The sequence below is a fragment of the Devosia sp. genome, from assembly GCF_025809055.1.
Taxonomy (GTDB): domain Bacteria; phylum Pseudomonadota; class Alphaproteobacteria; order Rhizobiales; family Devosiaceae; genus Devosia.
Genome location: NZ_CP075529.1, coordinates 1,166,219 through 1,180,970, shown reverse-complemented (window position 1 = coordinate 1,180,970; position 14,752 = coordinate 1,166,219). Strand labels below are relative to the sequence as shown.

At 61.8% G+C, this 14,752-nt stretch carries 17 protein-coding genes and 1 tRNA gene; 12 read left to right on the top strand and 6 right to left on the bottom strand.

Annotation, left to right across the window (positions count from 1 at the left end):
* Positions 1–60: 60 nt before the first annotated feature.
* Complete coding sequence (locus tag KIT02_RS05840) at positions 61–1,185, bottom strand: NADH:flavin oxidoreductase/NADH oxidase (protein ID WP_297583457.1); 1,125 nt, start codon at positions 1,183–1,185, stop codon at positions 61–63.
* 188 nt (positions 1,186–1,373) lie between these two features.
* Here KIT02_RS05840 and KIT02_RS05835 point away from each other — a divergent pair, with 188 nt between their 5' ends.
* Positions 1,374–2,258 (top strand): prolyl oligopeptidase family serine peptidase, encoded by an 885-nt coding sequence (locus tag KIT02_RS05835; RefSeq protein WP_297583455.1) that lies wholly within the window; start codon positions 1,374–1,376, stop codon positions 2,256–2,258.
* 19 nt (positions 2,259–2,277) lie between these two features.
* On the opposite strand, the gene KIT02_RS05830 is transcribed toward KIT02_RS05835, so the two are convergent.
* From KIT02_RS05830 to pepT, 3 genes are all read right to left on the bottom strand, one after another.
* A complete protein-coding gene (locus KIT02_RS05830) occupies positions 2,278–2,466 on the bottom strand; it encodes a hypothetical protein (RefSeq protein ID WP_297583453.1) in 189 nt (62 codons plus the stop codon).
* 171 nt (positions 2,467–2,637) lie between these two features.
* A complete protein-coding gene (locus tag KIT02_RS05825; RefSeq protein WP_297583450.1) occupies positions 2,638–3,597 on the bottom strand; it encodes an alpha/beta hydrolase-fold protein in 960 nt (319 codons plus the stop codon).
* A gap of 107 nt (positions 3,598–3,704) precedes the next feature.
* Positions 3,705–4,937 carry a peptidase T gene (gene pepT / locus KIT02_RS05820; protein ID WP_297583447.1) on the bottom strand — a complete coding sequence of 411 codons (1,233 nt, stop codon included), beginning with the start codon at positions 4,935–4,937 and terminating at the stop codon, positions 3,705–3,707.
* A 186-nt stretch (positions 4,938–5,123) separates the two neighbouring features.
* Here pepT and KIT02_RS05815 point away from each other — a divergent pair, with 186 nt between their 5' ends.
* A complete protein-coding gene (locus KIT02_RS05815; protein ID WP_297583445.1) occupies positions 5,124–5,771 on the top strand; it encodes a TetR/AcrR family transcriptional regulator in 648 nt (215 codons plus the stop codon).
* A gap of 30 nt (positions 5,772–5,801) precedes the next feature.
* Positions 5,802–6,824, top strand: coding sequence for a ketol-acid reductoisomerase (gene ilvC, locus KIT02_RS05810; RefSeq protein WP_126151356.1), 1,023 nt, complete (start codon positions 5,802–5,804; stop codon positions 6,822–6,824).
* 302 nt (positions 6,825–7,126) lie between these two features.
* Here the strand turns inward: ilvC and KIT02_RS05805 are convergent, their stop codons facing one another.
* On the bottom strand, positions 7,127–7,534 hold the full coding sequence (locus KIT02_RS05805) for a hypothetical protein (protein ID WP_297583436.1): 408 nt from the start codon (positions 7,532–7,534) through the stop codon (positions 7,127–7,129).
* 145 nt (positions 7,535–7,679) lie between these two features.
* On the opposite strand from KIT02_RS05805, the gene KIT02_RS05800 reads away from it, so the two are divergent.
* The 6 genes from KIT02_RS05800 (at position 7,680) to KIT02_RS05775 (ending at position 12,479) form a co-directional block, all read left to right on the top strand.
* Positions 7,680–8,177, top strand: coding sequence for a heme-degrading domain-containing protein (locus tag KIT02_RS05800; protein ID WP_297583433.1), 498 nt, complete (start codon positions 7,680–7,682; stop codon positions 8,175–8,177).
* Positions 8,174–9,055 carry a PhzF family phenazine biosynthesis protein gene (locus KIT02_RS05795; RefSeq protein ID WP_297583431.1) on the top strand — a complete coding sequence of 294 codons (882 nt, stop codon included), beginning with the start codon at positions 8,174–8,176 and terminating at the stop codon, positions 9,053–9,055. The genes KIT02_RS05800 and KIT02_RS05795 overlap by 4 nt, the downstream gene beginning before the upstream one ends.
* 107 nt (positions 9,056–9,162) lie before the next feature.
* Positions 9,163–9,285, top strand: coding sequence for a hypothetical protein (locus tag KIT02_RS05790; protein WP_297583428.1), 123 nt, complete (start codon positions 9,163–9,165; stop codon positions 9,283–9,285).
* A gap of 116 nt (positions 9,286–9,401) precedes the next feature.
* Positions 9,402–10,964 carry a 2-isopropylmalate synthase gene (locus KIT02_RS05785; RefSeq protein ID WP_297583426.1) on the top strand — a complete coding sequence of 521 codons (1,563 nt, stop codon included), beginning with the start codon at positions 9,402–9,404 and terminating at the stop codon, positions 10,962–10,964.
* A 92-nt stretch (positions 10,965–11,056) separates the two neighbouring features.
* Complete coding sequence (locus KIT02_RS05780) at positions 11,057–11,506, top strand: GNAT family N-acetyltransferase (protein WP_297583424.1); 450 nt, start codon at positions 11,057–11,059, stop codon at positions 11,504–11,506.
* A 31-nt stretch (positions 11,507–11,537) separates the two neighbouring features.
* Positions 11,538–12,479 carry an endonuclease/exonuclease/phosphatase family protein gene (locus tag KIT02_RS05775; RefSeq protein WP_297583422.1) on the top strand — a complete coding sequence of 314 codons (942 nt, stop codon included), beginning with the start codon at positions 11,538–11,540 and terminating at the stop codon, positions 12,477–12,479.
* Here KIT02_RS05775 and KIT02_RS05770 read toward each other — a convergent pair.
* Entirely contained in the window at positions 12,464–13,576 is a 1,113-nt protein-coding gene (locus tag KIT02_RS05770; protein WP_297583419.1) for a pyridoxal phosphate-dependent aminotransferase, read from the bottom strand. The genes KIT02_RS05775 and KIT02_RS05770 overlap by 16 nt on opposite strands.
* A gap of 267 nt (positions 13,577–13,843) precedes the next feature.
* Here KIT02_RS05770 and KIT02_RS05765 point away from each other — a divergent pair, with 267 nt between their 5' ends.
* The 3 genes from KIT02_RS05765 to KIT02_RS05755 all read left to right on the top strand — a co-directional run bounded on the left by KIT02_RS05765 (position 13,844) and on the right by KIT02_RS05755 (position 14,704).
* The gene (locus KIT02_RS05765; protein WP_297583416.1) at positions 13,844–14,041 is read left to right on the top strand and encodes a hypothetical protein; all 198 of its coding nucleotides are present in this window, start codon (positions 13,844–13,846) and stop codon (positions 14,039–14,041) included.
* A 115-nt stretch (positions 14,042–14,156) separates the two neighbouring features.
* Positions 14,157–14,232, top strand: a tRNA-Lys gene (locus tag KIT02_RS05760).
* 70 nt (positions 14,233–14,302) lie between these two features.
* The gene (locus tag KIT02_RS05755) at positions 14,303–14,704 is read left to right on the top strand and encodes a cytochrome c family protein (protein WP_297583413.1); all 402 of its coding nucleotides are present in this window, start codon (positions 14,303–14,305) and stop codon (positions 14,702–14,704) included.
* Positions 14,705–14,752 lie beyond the last annotated feature (48 nt).

Here is a 14,752-nt window from a genome sequence, read left to right as displayed (position 1 = left end):
ACAAGTGTGCAGCCGCCAAGGCGGCGAAAATTGGTTCGTCCGGTGGTCATGTCGAGGCGATCAAGCGGGCGACGACATGAGCCGGTTATATTCAGCTACGCGCCGGGTCTGGACGGGCCAGAGCGCGTAGTCGTGATTGCCAAGTTCCGTATTGGCGTGATGAGGCCAGTTCGGATCGTCAAGCGCGCCGCGCGCCAGCGCAATGAAATCGGCCTCGCCGCCCTGCAGGATGGCTTCGGCAGCGACTACGTCCCCGAGAACGCCGACGGCCATTGTCGGAATGTCTGCCCCGGAGCGGACGGCAGCGGCAAAGGGGACCTGGTATTGGCGGGCCGAGCGGATGCGGCCCTCCGCGAAGCCGCCGCTGGAGCAGTCGATCGCATCCACGCCCAGCGCTTTGAGTTCCCTTGCCAGTGCGATGCTGTCCTCGACCGTCCAACCCCCGTCTGCATTGTCGCTGACCGAAATGCGCGCCAGCAAGGGCTTGTTGTCGGGCCAGGCGGCGCGAACGGCCTCGGCGGCTTCGAGAACCAGGCGCATGCGGTTCTCGCGGCTGCCGCCATATTCGTCGGTGCGGTGATTGGACAGCGGCGACAGGAACTGATTGAGCAGATAGCCATGGGCGGCGTGAATTTCGACCGTGTCGAACCCGGCAGCCTCTGCGCGCTTGGTTGCGGCAACAAAGCCATCGATGACACGGGCGATGCCAGCATGATCGAGTTCGGCGGGAGTCTGGAAGTCCGCATTTTCGGGGTCATGCGACTGCGGGCTGGGCGCCACAGGTAGCCAGTGTTCGTATCCGGCGGCCTCGCGCTGCGCTTCCGTCGCAAGATCAGACGGTTCGCGCCAGGACACGGGTGTCGAGGCCTTGCGCCCGGCATGGGCCAATTGGATACCGATGGCTGCCCCCTGGCCGTGCACAAAGTCGACAATCCGCGCCAGTGGCGCGATATGTTCGTCCTTCCAAAGACCAAGGTCGCCATAGGAAATACGAGCTTCAGGCAGCACCCCGGTCGCTTCCACCAGGATCAGCCCGAAACCGCCCATCGCAAATCGCCCGAGATGCACGAGATGCCAGTCGTTCGCGAACCCGTCGATCGCGGAATACTGGCACATCGGCGCAACCACCGTGCGGTTGCGCAGGTCGAGCTCGCGGAGCCGGACGGGTGACATCAACTTGGACATGCATATTCCTTCAATCGAGTGCGGCGTTGAGCGCCATACATGGTCGCTTCACCATTCATCGGCAAGTGCCGATGATAGCAGAATGATCTATAAAAGTGCCGAAGTTCCGAAATCGGTTTCCATCCACCGCCGATTGCATATCGGGCAGGGATGGGGGAGGTTTGTGCTTTGGAGGATCGATATTCGCTGTGACCTTTAGCGTAGCCCGTTTTCGAGAACTGCTGGCCTTTGAAGACAGGACCGCCACGCTAGTGTCTTCCCATATCGAGCCGATGGGCGATTACGTCATCGAGCATCTGAAACTCGATATTGCCGGTTTGCCGGTCCGCGGCATTCTTACGCGTCCGGCCGGGGCGTCCGGGCCATTGCCGGCAATCCTCTATGGCCATTCGCATGGCGGCGGCTACGCAATCGGCGCGCGGGAACTGCTCGATGGCCGGGAATATCTGCTTGACCCGCTCGGTCCCGTGTTCGCCCGGGCGGGTTATGTCACCATGGTTATCGACATGCCCATATTTGGTGAGCGGGCCACGGTGAGCGAAAGCTCTGCCGCAAAGGCGTTGCTTTGGGAAGGCAAGTCGCTCTTTGGCCAGATGCTGTCCGATCACGCCGCAGCGCTTGGTTATCTGGCGTCGCGGGAAGATGTGGACGCCGACCGCATCGGCGCCTTCGGGCTATCCATGGGCTGCGTCTTGAGCTACTGGCTGGCGGCCCTGGATACGCGCATCGCGGCGGTCGCTCATCTGTGCTGCTTTGCCGACTTCCGCACCATGATCGCGCTCGGTGCCCATGATGGTCATGGCATCTACCTGACAGTGCCTGGCCTCCTGCGTGAAGCAGATGGTGGCACGATCGCGGCCATCGTGGCGCCCCGTCCGCAATTGATCTGTGTAGGCGAAGCTGATCATCTGAGCCCGCCACAGGCTGTTGAGCGGGCCATGGCCGACCTGCGGCCCGCCTATGCGGAGGACAGCGATATGCTTGAATTTTTCAGCGAACCGGGCGTCGGGCACGAAGAAACACCGAAAATGCGATCGGCCGTGTTGGCCTTCTTCCAGCGTCACCTGCGATAGGGCCGGTTGGTGGGCGGACTTAGCTGAGCCCGACCATTCTCATGGCCTGTTGCAGCAAGGCGGGGTTGGTCCAGACGATATAGGCGCCAAAAACTATGGCGGCGAGCAGCGCCAGGCCGATGAGTTTCTTCATCACCGAAAAGACCAGCCAAAGCAGGATTGCGGCACCGACGCCGAGAATGAGCAGGTTATAGGTGTCAGTAGGCATCGCGTTTCCCGATCGGTCTGCGGATTGGTGACCGCCGGGGTTTGCCCGGCGGCGCCATGATGCCGATGCCGGGGCGTCGCATCAACGCCAAATGCGGTCGCGTTCGAGACCAAGAGCCGGACCGGACCGCGGGGGTCCGATCCGGCCGGGTATTTCCGCCGCTTTTGGCGGTCAGGCAGTAAGAAGGAACCGGAGCGCCTCGGGAACGCGGGGAATCCACCAGCTCCCATGGTGTCCGGTGCCGACATAGACCCGGGCTTCCAGGCTTTCGGTTGGCTTCCAGCCCGCTGCGATCAGGCCATCGGCCAGGGCCTTGTGACTGCCAGAATAATATTGGTCGAGGTCGATGGTACCGTGGTCGATCCATAGCCGGTGGGTTGCCGGATCAGGCATGCGTTCGCCCAAACGGGTCAGAGCGGCCTCGATCTCCGGGAAGGCATCGGGCGGCATCGGGAAGTCAGGATTGGCCGAGGCCGGGCCCATCATGAACATGTGGGCTGACATGGCGACGGCGCCGCCAAAAATGTCGGGGCGCGTCGCCAGGGCTTCCACGGCAATCAAGCCACCCATGCTGACACCAAAGGTGAACGTATTGGCCGCATCGGGAAGGGTATCGAATTCGGCGTCGACCCGCGGTTTCAGCTCGTCGGTTATGAATGTCAGGTAGGCCTCGGAACTGAGGGCCCCCTCGCAGCTGAGTTCAACCGCTTCACGGACGTGACCGGGAAGGTCATCAACGACACTTTGCGCATTGTATTCGCGCGTGCGCTCGGCTGTGGCCCATATGCCGACGATGATCGCGGGACCGACGCCTGAGGCGGCAAGCGCGCCCATGGCGGCGTCGAGATTGAGCGGGAAGTCATCGACGGAGACCGCATTGTCGAACAGGTTTTCTCCGTCATGGGCGTATATCACGGGGAGGGGACCTGCAGCCTCCTGCGGCAACCAGATGGTGACATCGCGCGGCCCGACATGCTCGGATTCGACATTCCGCCAGTGCACGATCCGGCCGGGTTCGGCGACGGGATCGGCAGCGCCGTCGGCCAGGCCGGCGGCGTGGGCAGCGATGGCCAATGCGGGAGACGAGGCGGCGCCAATGAGGAGTGAGCGACGATTGATCAGCGGGGGCATGGTTGGCTCCTTGGAACAATTGGGGAGCCAACCCCTCTAAGTGCTGCGGCGCTGCGATGGATGTCTCCACCAGTCCCGTTTGTGTCGTCGCCGGTCCGACTATTCCCTCAGGCGCGCTCCTCCCAGATCTGGGCCAGTTCGACAATGGTGCGGACCGCCTTGTCCATGTCCTGCCGGCTGATCCATTCGAGCGGCGAATGAAAGGCGTGGCCACCGGCGAAAATGTTCGGGCAGGGCAGGCCCATGAATGACAGGCGGGAGCCATCGGTGCCGCCGCGGATTGAACCGCGAACGGGCGTCATGCCGGCGCGACGCACGGCCTCCTGGGCGTTGTCGACAATTTCGGGGTGGCGGTCGAGCACCACCTTCATGTTGCGGTACTGCTCCTTGCGCGTGGCTGTAAATGATGAGCCGGGAAAATCGGCCAGGACTTCGCGCGTAATGTCCTCGACCATCTGGTGCTTGCCAGCCAGGCCAGCCTCGGTGAAGTCGCGCACGATGAACTGGATTGTGGCGCTGTCCATGGATCCGGAAATGTCGACGGGATGAACGAACCCGTCGCGACCATCGGTGCCCTCGGGTGACACGGCGCGCGGAAGGCGCGCCACGATCGCCGAAGCAATCTTGATGGCATTTTCCATCCGGTCCTTGGCGAATCCGGGATGAATGGCCACGCCGGTAATTTCGAGAGTCAGGCCGTCGGCGGAGAACGTCTCATCTTCGATCGTGCCGGCAGTTTCGCCGTCGAGCGTATAGGCAAATCTGGCGCCGAGCTTTTCGAGGTCGACCTTGTCGACGCCGCGGCCGATTTCTTCGTCCGGCGTGAACAGCAGGCGGATCTGCCCATGACGCAGCGACGTATCGCCGAGCAGGATTTCGGCAGCCGTGATGATCTCCGCGACGCCGGCCTTGTCGTCGGCGCCGAGCAGCGTCGTGCCATCGGTCGTCACGATGTCGTTGCCGATCTGGTTGGCCAGTTCCGGATGATCCGCGACGCGGATGATGCGGCCGGAATTGCCGAGCGTGATGTCGCCGCCAGCATAGTTGCGGTGCAGCTTTGGCCGCACATCAGTGCCGGTGAAATCGGGCGCGGTGTCCATGTGCGCGCAAAAGCAGATTACCGGCACATCGGCTTTGTCGGTATTTGCCGGAATGGTCGCATAGACATATCCGTGCTCGTCCAGATGTGCGTCGGAAAGCCCGATCGCCTGCAGGTCTTCGACCAGGACGCGGCCGAGGTCCTTCTGCTTGGCGGTCGAGGGCTGATTGAATGAATTGCCGTCCGATTGGGTGTCGATAACGACGTAGCGAAGAAAGCGATCGAGAACGGTGTCGGTCATGAATAGTCCTGAATGAAAAGTCTCTTCACAGGCTTAGGACGAATTGATCACCGGGAAAAGGCAAACCGGGCCTTACAGAATCTTTGGTTGCCGGGCAAAAAGGGGCTTGCAACGAACCGTACCGTACGGTACGCCATCGAACGGAAAGTGGCCGTAGCGTTCGGTCACGCAGTTGAGGTTCGTCCCGTGGCACTGGCCATCAAGGTCAACGAAGAGACGTTTACGCCGCGCCAGCAGGCTGTGCTGACTGCGGCGCTGGACCTGCTCGTCGAAAACGGCGATGGCCTGACGATGACGGCGGTGGCGCGGCGCGCATCCTGCTCCAAGGAAACACTCTACAAGTGGTTCGGAGATCGCGAGGGGCTGCTGACCGCGACGGTCCAGTGGCAGGCGGCCAAGGTGCGCATGCCCTATGTCGATCGCAGCCATCTCAACGCCAAGGCCCTGCGCGCGAGCCTCGAACAATTTGCGCGCGACCTGCTGACTACCATAATCGGCGAAGTCTCGATCACGCTGAACCGCACCGCAATCACCCATGCGGCGCAGGAAAAGGACAGCCTCGGCAATATCGTCCTGGAAAATGGTCCTTTGGCGATCCGCCGGCGGTTGAAGCCCATCCTGGAAGCGGCGCGCGATGCGCGACTGCTGCGGTTTCCTTCGAGCGAAGAAGCCTATCGCACCTTTTTCGGCCTGGTCGTTCGCGACGTGCAGATTCGTCTGCTGCTCGGCGACAAGGGTCTGACCCAGTCCAATGTCGAGTCCAACATCGAAGCCGATGTGAAGGTCGCGGCGGAACAGTTCCTGGCCCTCTACGGGGCCAAGGCCAACAACTAGAACACATCGCATTTTCCAGGGAGCAGCCCAATGCGCGTCTATTACGATCGTGATGCCGATCTCAACATCATCAAGTCCAAGAAGGTCGCCATTATCGGCTACGGTTCGCAGGGCCATGCCCATGTGCTGAACCTGCGCGACAGCGGAGTGACCAATGTTGCCGTCGGCCTGCGCCCGGGTTCACCGTCGGCCAAGAAGGCTGAGGGTGAAGGCCTCAAGGTCATGAGCGTGGCCGAGGCATCGGCATGGGCCGACGTCATCATGCTGCTGACTCCCGATGAATTGCAGGCCGATATCTACAAGAAGGATATCGAGCCCAATATCCGTGACGGCGCAGCCCTGGCCTTTGCCCACGGACTCAACGTCCACTTCAACCTCATCGAGCCCAAGTCCACCGTCGACGTGATCATGATCGCGCCGAAGGGCCCGGGCCATACGGTGCGCGGCGAATATGCCCGCGGCGGCGGCGTGCCTTGCCTGATCGCTGTCCACCACGACGCGTCGGGCAATGCCCATGACATCGCGCTGGCCTATGCCTCGGGTGTTGGCGGCGGCCGTTCGGGTATCATCGAAACCAATTTCCGTGAAGAATGCGAAACCGATCTGTTCGGCGAGCAGGTCGTGCTCTGCGGCGGCCTGGTTGAACTGATCCGCGCCGGTTTCGAGACGCTGGTGGAAGCCGGCTACGCTCCGGAAATGGCCTATTTCGAGTGCCTGCATGAAGTGAAGCTGATCGTCGACCTGATCTACCAGGGCGGCATTGCCAACATGAACTACTCGATCTCGAACACGGCCGAGTGGGGCGAATATGTCACCGGTCCGCGCATCATCACCTCGGAAACCAAGGCCGAAATGAAGCGCGTTCTGCACGACATCCAGTCCGGCAAGTTTACGTCCGAATGGATGCAGGAAATCAAGTCGGGCGGCGGTGCCCGCTTCAAGGCGACCCGTCGTCTGGCCGACGAGCACCCGATTGAAGATGTCGGCAACAAGCTTCGCGACATGATGCCGTGGATCAAGGCCGGCGCTTTGGTCGACAAGGCGAAGAATTAAGGCTGATCAAGGCGGGGGCGAAAGCCCCCGCCTACAGCGTACTAGCAAGGCGCAGGCTCTCGGCCGCGCGAAGCGCCCTTGTTGCGTTTGCCGGTAGCCCCAACTGATCAGTCTCGATTGTCTGAAGCGTTTTCGCGATTGTCTCGGCAGATTCCCGGTTGGCAAGAAGCTTCCACAGGGCCGGTATGTAGTCATCATATTCGTCCTGCGCTTCAGGCTCGTCACGCACTCCAATCGGGTCCCAATGCGTCATGAGGGCCCGTCGAATGGCGTCTCGGATAGGCCCAGTTATCTTCCGCATTTCAAAAACTCCTTATTGGCCAAACGGTAATCACCACGCCGGCCGGGCTCAGTACAACAGTGGCACTGCCGCCTATGAACTGAGTGCTACCGTCGGGCCGGGGTCGGATACGTATTGGGTTGTTAATAGCATCAAGAATTGCCGCCGGTGGAATTGCGCGTTCTATGGCGCGATTTATTCCGTGCTTGCTAAAGCCCGATATATCGATGGCGACCCATAGCCGATCCGGGTTCCCGTCTGAATTTCTGCCGATGCCGATCCACTGTCCGCCAATGCTCGTGCCCGCAGGTGCGCGCGGCTGATTGGGGTTATAGCCTGCTTTGAGCATGGCCTGGTGCAAGCGCAGCAATTTTATCCGGACGCGCCAGGTAGAGACGTGCCATTGAAGGATGATGGGTAAAATCTGCATGATCCAGCTTCCTCTTTGCCGCATACATTTTCCACCTTCGATGCCGGGCGGGGATAAAGTTGGCATTTCGGGCGCTCTGCCTCTACCCGGCAGGGCTGCGCTGGACTAAACCTCCTGTATCGATGGATTTTCGGAGCCGCGCGTCATGAATGTTGAAGACGATATCGCCCGCGTGAAGCGGCAGGAAAACGACCTATTCCTGAGCCGGTTCGACGAGGCCGTGGCTTATGACATTGGCTCTGCCATCCGACGCCGGGCACTCGACGAAGGCCTATCGCTTGTCGTGGATCTGCGGACCTGGGACCGGCAATTGTTCTTTTCGGCGACGCCGGGCACAAGTGCGGACAATGCCGAGTGGGTCCGGCGCAAGATCAACTCTGTCCGCCGATTTCAGCGCGCGAGCTACAGGCTGGTTCTGGAGAGAGGCGAGCAGCCGTTTTCCGTGCAGTCCGGTGCCGATCCGGCCGACTATGTCATCGCAGGTGGCGGCTTTCCCATCCGTGTCCAGGGAGCCGGAATAGTCGGTGCCCTGACCATTTCGGGCCTGCCGGGCCGCAAGGACCATGGCGTCGCGGTCGACGCCCTTTGCGATCACCTTTCCAAGGTACGGGCCGACTATGCGCTGCCGGAGACCGCCAATTGAAGCTGCCCTATCTGGTGCTGGATGTTTTCACGCGCAGCCCGCTCAAGGGTAATCCACTTGCGGTGGTCCCCGACGCCGATCACCTGTTCGACGATCAGATGCAGGCCGTCGCCCGCGAGTTCAATCTCAGCGAGACGGTGTTTCTGTGCAAGCCGCAGAAGGATCGCAACAGCGCCTCGGTACGGATTTTTACTCCGCATCAGGAACTGCCCTTTGCTGGTCACCCCACAGTTGGCGCGGCGGTGGTCTTGGGACTCGGCGGCAAGGCAACTGCCTTGCGTATCGAGGAAAAGGTCGGGCTCGTAACGGCGCTGTTCGAGAAGGTCGATAGACGCACCGGGCGCGCCCGGTTCACGCTGCCCAAGCTGCCATCCCGCATTGCCGATCTGCCGGACCGGCTGACGGTGGCCCAGGCGCTCGGCATTTCGGTTGATGATATTGGCTGCGAACTGTTCAAGCCTGCGGTTTTCTCCGCCGGCGTGACCTTTCACCTGGTGCCGGTGCGCAATGCGGAGGTGTTGCGCCGGATATCGGTCAATCGCGGCCTGATGGAAACGGCTTTCCATCACGATCACAACTCGGTCTATGCCTTCACCCTGACCCCCGGCGAGCCCAACAACGATATTGCCGCGCGCATGTTCGCCATGGGCGTTGGCGAGGATCCCGGTACGGGATCGGCGGCGGCGGCGCTCATTGGCCTGCTGGCGGAGCAGGATCTTGGCAATGCGCAGACGGACAGAATCCTGCGCCAGGGTGTTGAAATGGGGCGGCCCTGCGCCATCTCGCTGCACTATCGCAAGGAGAACGACGTCCTGGTGCATGGCGCCATTGGTGGCGAGGCGGTGGTCATCGGCGAGGGCACGCTCGATCTCGCCTGAAGCCTGCCTTGCGTCCGATGCGAACGCATTTGACTTGTTTGGTCTTGCATCCTCGTCCCGACTGGCGCATTGTTTGCGTCAAGACAAGCGTACCAGAGCGTACCCACATGCAGCGCCGCCGCGCAAAAGCCATTGCCATCGCCCAACAGCAGGTCCAGGTGACCAAGCTGGCGATTGCTGCCGGCCTGTTGCTGCTGCCCGCGCTTCTCCTCCTTCTTATCAGCCCCTGATCACCGGCAGCTCGATGTTTCGAGCGGGTCGTCAGGGGATTGCGCCATAAACCGAACATCGAAAATGTCCGGTCCAGCGAGTCATTGTCTCGGGGCCGATAGGAAAAGAGCCTGAAATGTCTGCCACTGCCAGCAACAGCAATAAAGAACGCGTCTATATCTTCGACACCACGCTGCGCGACGGGGAGCAATCGCCTGGCGCAACCATGACGCTGGAAGAGAAACTCCAGGTCGCCGATGCCCTCGACGAGATGGGTGTCGACATTATCGAAGCCGGGTTTCCGATTGCGTCGGTCGGTGACTTCGAGGCCGTGGTTGCGGTAGCCAAGCATGTCAAGAAGGCCCGCGTCGCCGGGCTGGCACGCGCCATCACCGCCGATATCGACCGGGCAGGGGAGGCGGTGCGCCACGCACAGCAGGGCCGTATCCATACTTTCGTGTCCACCTCGCCCATCCATCTGGCCCACCAGATGAAGAAGACCGAGGATGAGGTCATCGAGATCATCGCCCGCACAGTGGCGCAGGCGCGCAACCTGGTCGACGATGTCGAATGGTCTGCCATGGACGCAACCCGCACGCCGCTCGAGTTTCTGAAGCGCTGTGTGGAAACGGCAATCAAGGCCGGGGCAACCACGATCAATCTGCCCGACACTGTCGGCTATGCGGTGCCAGAAGAGCATTTCAGGATGTTCAAGGACATCATCGAGGCCGTGCCGGGCTCCGACAAGGCGATCTTCTCGGTGCATTGCCATGATGACCTGGGCATGGCTGTCGCCAATTCGCTGGCCGGGGTAGCCGGGGGTGCCCGTCAGATCGAATGCACTATCAATGGTCTGGGCGAGCGTGCCGGCAATGCGGCTCTCGAAGAAGTAGTGATGGCACTGCGCACGCGTGGCGATGCCATGCCCTATTTCACCGATATCGAATCAACCCATCTGGCCCGGGCCAGCAAGATCGTGTCGGCGGCCTCGAATTTTCCGGTGCAGTACAACAAGGCCATCGTGGGCAAGAATGCCTTCGCGCATGAGAGCGGCATCCACCAGGACGGGATGCTCAAGAATGCCGAGACCTATGAGATCATGACCCCGGCCAGCGTCGGCATCAAGGAGACGACCCTGGTCATGGGCAAGCACTCGGGCCGCGCTGCCTTCAAGGACAAGCTCAAGGAATTGGGGTACGAGCTGGGCGACAACGCCTTCCAGGAAGCCTTCCAGCGCTTCAAGGACCTCGCGGATCGCAAGAAGCATGTTTATGACGCCGACATCGTGGCGCTCGTCGATGACGAAGTCGGCTCGGTCGGGGATCGCATCCGCCTGGTCGACCTGGAAGTGATCAGCAAGACCGGTGGCATTCACCGGTGTAACCTGACTGTGACCATCGACGGCGAGGAAACCAGCGTCACCTTCGAGGGGACGGGCTCGGTGGATGCCATCTTCAACGCCATCAAGCAGGCCTCGGGGCAGGACCCGCACCTGGTGCTCTACGCGGTGGATGGCGTCACTGGCGGCACGGACGCCCAGGCATCCGCGCATGTGCGCCTCGAGATGAACGGCCGCATTGCGTCGGGCAATGCTGCCGAACCCGATACGCTGGTGGCCTCAGCGCGCGCTTATCTCAACGCGCTCAATCGCGTCATGATTGAACGCGGGGCATCGGCCCAGGGTGCGCTGGCCGGCTAACCGCCTATCTCACCTGACGCTGTGGATGGGAACCAGCCATCCGCAGCCTTAACACTTGCAGCGAAGTTGTCGTCATCCCGGGGAGGGGACCGATGCGCCATGAGCTTGTCGCCGTCGCGGACGCGTCAGATTGGGCCGCCTTCCACGCCATCCGCCGGGTGGAGTTGTTCGAAGCCAAGGGACGCTTCGGCATCTACAACGATCAGCATCCCGACGACTATGCCGATTTCGCGCATCCGCTTTTGCTCAAGGTGGATGGCCGCGCCGTGGGCACGGTTCGGATTGACCTGCTCGGGCAGGGCCGCGCTGCCATTCGGCTGGTCGCCATCACGGCAACTGAACAGGGGCGCGGGCTTGGAACGGTAATGGAAGCCCTTGCGGCCGAGCGGGCGCGTGCACTTGGCGTGTCGGAGCTTGTCGTCAATTCTGCCGCGGAGGCCGCTGGCTTCTACGAAAAGACCGGCTGGACACGCTACGACTGGGATCCTGCCGAACTCGTGAACATCGCGTCCGCTTGCATCCAGATGCGGAAGCTGCTCTAGCCAGTTCGGAGGGCTGAAAGGGAGCGTGGCGATGTTCGGCAAGGCGGAGATTCGCGGGGGGCTCCTGGCCCTGTCCGGCGTATTGATCGTAGTCCTGCTGATCATTTCGTTCACGCCTGGCCTGCCCGGCGAAGAGTTGCTGCAAAGTCTGCGCTTTCATTTCGTGACGGTCGGGCTCGTCCTGGCTCTCGCCTGCATCATGGCCGGAGCCCGTTGGCGCGGCGGGCTTGTCCTGCTCCTGGTCCTCGCGGGCGCGGCGCACGGGGCAGTTCTTGTCAATGAGTTGATGTCGCGGCGCATTGATCTGCCCGGCGAGCCGTCGACCCGGTTGGACTTCCTCAGTTTCAATGTACTGGCCGGCAATCGCGACGCCGAGGCGCTGGTACAGTCGATCGTTGCCGATCCGCCGGATGTGGCGCTCATCATGGAGACGCCCGGGATCGAGATGTATCTCGACCAGATTGCCGAGGTGCTGCCCTACAGCATCGGCTGCGAGTCGCCGGTTGGATGCGACATTTCCTTGCACTCGCGATTCCCGCTCGACGGCAAAGTGTCGACGCTACAACCCTTCCGGTTCCAGCGGCTGGCCGTGGCTCAATTGGCCGTGGATGGAGTCCCATTGACCATCGTCGGCGTGCACTTGTCCAAGCCGTATTTCGACCAGGCCGCCTGGCGCGAACTGGACCAGATCGACGACGTCCTGGGCGCGGTCGAGGGCCCGGTGATCGTGGCCGGCGACTTCAACGCCGCGCCGTGGTCAGAGCCCTTGGCCTGGCTGGCCAGGCGCAACAGCCTCGCGCCTGCACAATGGCCGCCCGCGACCTGGCCAGTCCGCCTGGGTCCGCTCGGCGTGCCCATCGACAATGTGTTTACCGGAGGCAGCGCTCGCATAGAATCCTTGGTGTCCGGAGACAATCAAGGGTCAAATCACCGCCCCTTGCGCGCCCAGATCGCGATCTATCCGGCGCCATGAGCCTTGCGAAGCGCGGTGGGTAGCGCTTCGGCGAACAGATCCATTTCCCGGTCGGGTGCAGCGCTGACGCGAATACAGCGGTCAAGTCCGGGGGCCATGGGCTTACGGACAAAAATGCCGAGTTGCCCGAGTTCTTCGAGCACCCTCAGGGCATAGGCGCCGTCCCGTCCGCAATCCACGGCGACAAAATTGGTTGCCGTAGGAATGGCGGACAGGCCGTTATCCGCCGCGATCGCGGCGATGCGGTCATTGGCGCGGTGAATGGAGGCCACGGCCTGATCGAGATAGGCCTGATCTTCGAGGGCAATGCCGGCGGCAAGCTGGCTCAACCGACTAACCCCGAAATGATTCCGGACGCGATCGAAGCCGCCGATCAGGTCAGCGTCTCCGATGGCATAGCCGCAACGGATCCCGGCGAGCCCATAGGCTTTTGAAAAGGTGCGCAGGCGGAGCACGTTTGGCCGTCCGGCGTCGAGGGGTGGCAGTGTGCCCGCGGGCGCGGTCTCGCCATAGGCCTCGTCCAGAACGAAAAGGCAGGATTCAGGCAGGGCGGCAATGAATGCGTTCACCGCCTCGGCGGGCCACCACGTGCCCATCGGGTTGTCGGGATTGGCCAGATAGACCATGCGGGCATTGGTGCGGCGCACCTCGTCAAGCAAGGCCTCAAGGTGTTCGTGGTCATCCTTGTAGGGAACGAAGCGCAATTGCCCGCCATAGCCGACCACGTGGTAGTTGAACGTCGGATAGGCGCCCGCAGACGTCACCACGATTTCCCCGGGCGAGATGAACATGCGGACCAGTACGCTCATCAGGCCATCGATGCCTTCGCCGATCGAGATTTCCCCAGCCGTAACCCCAACATGGGCGGCGACGGTGGCCCGCAGGTCGAAGACGTCCGGGTCCGGGTACTTCCAGACATCGCCTGCCGCCTCGGCTATCGCGGCCTTGACCGCCGGGCTCGGCCCGAATCCGGACTCATTGGCGCCGATGCGGGCGCGCATGGTGATACCGGATCGGCGCTGCAGCGCCTCCGGGCCAACGAAGGGCACTGTTTGGGGCAGGGCGGCTACGATCGGGGTGAAGTTCGGCTTGGCCAATTTGCGTTCCGTGCGGTCGATTCGGGTGCCATTCTGCATCTGCCGGAGGCAGCAGGCACGGTGCGGCAACTTATGCACAGTTGGTCCCGGCTTTCCACCGTGCGGAAAGCCCTGTCATCGCTGGACATTCGAGAGACTGGTGCAGCGCAGGCATTTTGCATCGAATGCCACCTATCCGGGAAAGGTGTCGAAAAGTATGCGGGGGCAGTCTGGCCCCGCGTCACACCTTCCTGGCGCAGTACATTTCTACACCTCAGGAGTCGTAAAATGCCTCCAACATATTTGTTGGCGCGCGACCATCTTCAGCGCGCCTCATCCATTCTGCAGGGGACCGATCAGCGTTCCCTGGAGATCAGGGTCATCATCGATCGCACCATTGCGTTGATCGATGATGCTCCAATGGCGCCGGTCGCGCGGCAGGACAATGTCTTGGACCTGTGTGCCTATCGGCGCTCGCGCCTTTAATTCCTTCGCCCTGCCCGGCGCATTTCAGTTTATTCACATAAAGTGGACGGTAGCGCTGGACAGGGTGGAATCGCTTTGGTAGAGAGGCGCCACTTTGGTGCCGGTCGGCAACGACGGGTGCATAGCTCAGATGGTAGAGCAGCTGACTCTTAATCAGCGGGTCCAAGGTTCGAGCCCTTGTGCACCCACCAAAGTCTTCCAGAAATCACTGGAAAATGGCCGCTAGCAGGCGCATGCTTCGCCCCTCAGGGGAGGCGTGCCATGCAGCGTATTGCCGGTATCCTATTCGTCTTTCTGTGGGCAGTAACCGCGGTGCCGGCGCAGGAGAGCGTCGAACGCGGAGCAGCATTATTTCCCCGGTGTGAGCCTTGCCATGCCATCGGCCCCGATCCGGTGGACCGAATTGGACCGCATCTGAATGGCGTCGTTGGCCGTCCTATTGCTGGCCTTCCCGACTATTCCTATTCGAGAACCCTGCGCACGGCGGGTGATGCAGGCCTGGTCTGGGACCGGGCTACATTGACACGCTATCTCAAGAACCCGCGGCATTCTTTCCCTGGCACATCCATGGCCTTCGCCGGCATGCGGGTGCGAGCCGATATCGACGCCATGGTCGACTATCTCGAAAGTTTCGACACGGACGGGGCCACAGCGCCTCAGTAAAGCCAAGCTTGCCAAGATTTCATCCGCCGGTAGGGCGGCGGACATGTC